Genomic DNA, 2,979 nt, shown 5'->3' on the forward strand with positions numbered 1-2,979 from the left:
AATACCCTCCAGATGGTCATGTTCGTGCTGGATGCACGTCGCCATCAGGCCGGTCATGCGTTCCTGGTGATGCTTGCCATCCGCATCCTGCCAGTCGACAGTGACCTCGGCGGGGCGCGTTACTTCGGCATATTGCTCGGGGACCGACAGGCAGCCTTCCTGATAAACGCTATGCTCTTCGCTCTCGTCGGAAAAAACGGGGTTGATGAAGACGCGCGGCTCGCGGATCAGCGTCTTGCCTTCTTCGTCGTCGGGATCGGGTTCCTGCAGGTCGATCACCAGGATGCGCTTCGCCACCCCGACCTGGATCGCCGCCAGCCCGATACCGGGGGCGTCGTACATCGTCTCGAACATGTCGGCGATCAGCGTCTTGAGCTCGGCGTCGAATTTTTCGACGGGCTTCGAAATGATACGCAGCCGGGGATCCGGGGTCTCTATGATAGGGAGTAAGGCCATGGGGGCTCAGGTATGAACTCGAACGCCCGTCGTCAACCCACCGGCCGTCTTGCCCGAAGCGCCTGCGCCAGCGTGCCCTCGTCAAGATAATCGAGCTCGCCGCCGACCGGCAAGCCATGCGCCAGCTGCGTGAGCCGCACCGGATAGCTCTCAAGCCGCTCGGCGAGATAATGCGCGGTCGTTTGCCCCTCCAGCGTGGCGTTCATGGCGAGTACGACCTCGTCAATGCCGCCCGCGGCAACGCGGCTCACCAGCGCGTCGATCGCTAAGTCCTGCGGGCGGACGCCCTCCAGCGCCGACAGCCGTCCACCGAGCACATGATATTTTCCGGGAAATAGCCGCGACTTGTCGAGCGCCCACAGGTCCGACACCTCTTCGACAACGCACAACGAGCGCGCATCGCGGCGCGGGTCGGCGCAGATCGCGCAGGGGTCGTGCGTGTCGACATTGCCGCAAATGCCGCAGGTGACGAGCCGTTCGGACACCGTCTGGAGCGCCGCGAGCAGCGGCACGAATGCGCTTTCGCGCTTCTTCATCAGGTGCAGCACCGCGCGCCGTGCCGAGCGCGGGCCGAGACCCGGCAGGCGGGCGAGTTGCTGGACGAGCGCTTCGATTTCGGTGGACGCCATGTCATGCACCTATCGCGCTGGAAGGGACTGCACAATCCTCTCCCCTTGCGGGAGAGGATGCCGAAGCTTGGCGCGAAAGCGCTTAGCGAAGGCTGGAGAGGGGGCGTGACGCCGCGCCCCCTCTCCCGCTGCGACTAGCGAGCAAGCTCGCAAGTCTCGCTCCCTCTCCCGCAAGGGGAGAGGGGTTGAATATGATGCGACGGTCGGCCAAAGGCGCAGCCCATGCGCATCGCCTTTATGGGAACGCCGCCCTTTGCGGTGCCGACGCTCGCCGCGCTTCATGCCGCGGGGCATCAGGTCGTGGCCGTCTATACGCAGCCCCCGCGCCCGGCGCAGCGCGGCAAGAAGGTACAGCAGAGCGCGGTGCATGGCTGGGCCGAAGCCCATGGCCTGCCCGTCCGCACGCCGAAGAGCCTGAAAGGCGAAGAGGCGCAGGCCGAGTTCGCCGCGCTCGACCTCGATGTCGCGGTGGTCGCGGCGTACGGCCTGATCCTGCCGTCCGCGATCCTCGATGCCCCGCGCGAGGGCTGCCTTAACGTCCATGGCTCGATCCTGCCGCGCTGGCGCGGCGCTGCACCGGTGCAGCGCGCGATCCTCGCGGGCGATGCCGAGACGGGCGTGACAATCATGCAGATGGATGTCGGGCTCGACACAGGCGCGATGCGGCTGATCGGGCGGACGCCGGTCGATGGCAAGACGGCGGGCGAATTGACCGACGAGCTGGCGGCGATGGGCGCCCGGCTGATGGTGAAGGTGATGAGCGACCTCCACGCCTTCGCACCCGAAGCGCAACCCGGCGACGACGTCACCTACGCCGCCAAGATCGACAAAAGCGAAGCACGGCTCGATTTCCTGACCAGCGCGGTGCAGGTCGAGCGCCAGATCCGCGCGTTCAACCCGACGCCCGGCGCCTTCTTCGAGCTCGACGGCGAACGCTACAAAATCCTCGCCGCCGAGGTCGTGCACCCGTCCGATACGGTCGCGGGCGCCACTTCCGGCGTCACGCTCGACGAGGCGCTGACTGTCGCCTGCAATCCCGGCGCGATCCGCGCGACGCGGGTCCAGCGCGCCGGCAAGCCCGCGATGGACGCCGGCGAACTGCTGCGCGGTCGCGCGATACCTAGAGGAACCAGACTCGCATGACGAGGCGCTCAATAAATAGGGACAGTCCCTATTTTTCTCGCAGTTGCCCATATGCAGCTCCCGCCGGTTCGGAAAAAATAGGGACTGTCCCTATTTATTGCCCACGGACGCCGCGATGACGCGCTTCGCCCTCACCATCGAATATGATGGCCGCCCGTTCATGGGTTGGCAGCGGCAGGCGCACGGCCCGAGCGTCCAGCAGGTCATCGAGGAAGCGATCCATCGCTTTACCGCAGAGACGGTGCAGGTGTTCAGCGCCGGGCGCACCGACGCCGGGGTCCACGCCATCGCGATGCGCGCGCATGTCGACATCGACAAGCCGCTGACCCCGTTCAAGCTGACCGAGGCGCTGAACGCGCAGCTGCGCCCCGCGCCGGTCGCGGTGGTGGGGTGCGAGATCGTCCCCGACGACTGGCACGCGCGCTTTGCCTGCACTGGCCGGTCGTATGAGTATCGCATCGTCAACCGCCGCGCGCCGCTGACCTGGGACAAGGGGCTGTCGTGGCAGGTCGCCCGGCCGCTCGATTCGGATGCGATGCACGCCGCGGCGCAGCAACTGATCGGCCTGCACGATTTCACGACCTTTCGCTCGGCGCATTGCCAGTCGCAAAGCCCGGTGAAGACGCTCGACAAGCTGACGGTGAGCCGTCACGGCGACGAGCTGATTATCGAGGCCGCGGCGCGCAGCTTCCTGCATCATCAGGTGCGCTCGATGGTCGGCTGCCTCGCGCTCGTCGGCTATGGCAAATGG

The 2,979-nt window shown here is 66.3% G+C and carries 4 protein-coding genes; 2 read left to right on the forward strand and 2 right to left on the reverse strand.

All coding sequences use genetic code 11. The features are described 5' to 3' along the window. Both def and recR read right to left on the reverse strand, forming a co-directional pair. A partial coding sequence (gene def, locus VJ811_RS05365; protein WP_324071240.1) for a peptide deformylase occupies window positions 1-456 on the reverse strand: 456 nt, incomplete at its 3' end. A gap of 32 nt (window positions 457-488) precedes the next feature. Then, complete coding sequence (gene recR / locus VJ811_RS05370) at window positions 489-1,085, reverse strand: recombination mediator RecR (RefSeq protein WP_324071241.1); 597 nt, start codon at window positions 1,083-1,085, stop codon at window positions 489-491. 222 nt (window positions 1,086-1,307) lie between these two features. On the opposite strand from recR, the gene fmt reads away from it, so the two are divergent. Together fmt and truA are read left to right on the forward strand one after the other, a co-directional pair. After that, on the forward strand, window positions 1,308-2,228 hold the full coding sequence (fmt, locus tag VJ811_RS05375) for a methionyl-tRNA formyltransferase (RefSeq protein WP_324071242.1): 921 nt from the start codon (window positions 1,308-1,310) through the stop codon (window positions 2,226-2,228). 115 nt (window positions 2,229-2,343) lie between these two features. Then, a partial coding sequence (gene truA / locus VJ811_RS05380) for a tRNA pseudouridine(38-40) synthase TruA (protein WP_324071243.1) occupies window positions 2,344-2,979 on the forward strand: 636 nt, incomplete at its 3' end.

The sequence above is a fragment of the Sphingopyxis sp. genome (assembly GCF_035250425.1).
Lineage (GTDB): Bacteria > Pseudomonadota > Alphaproteobacteria > Sphingomonadales > Sphingomonadaceae > Sphingopyxis.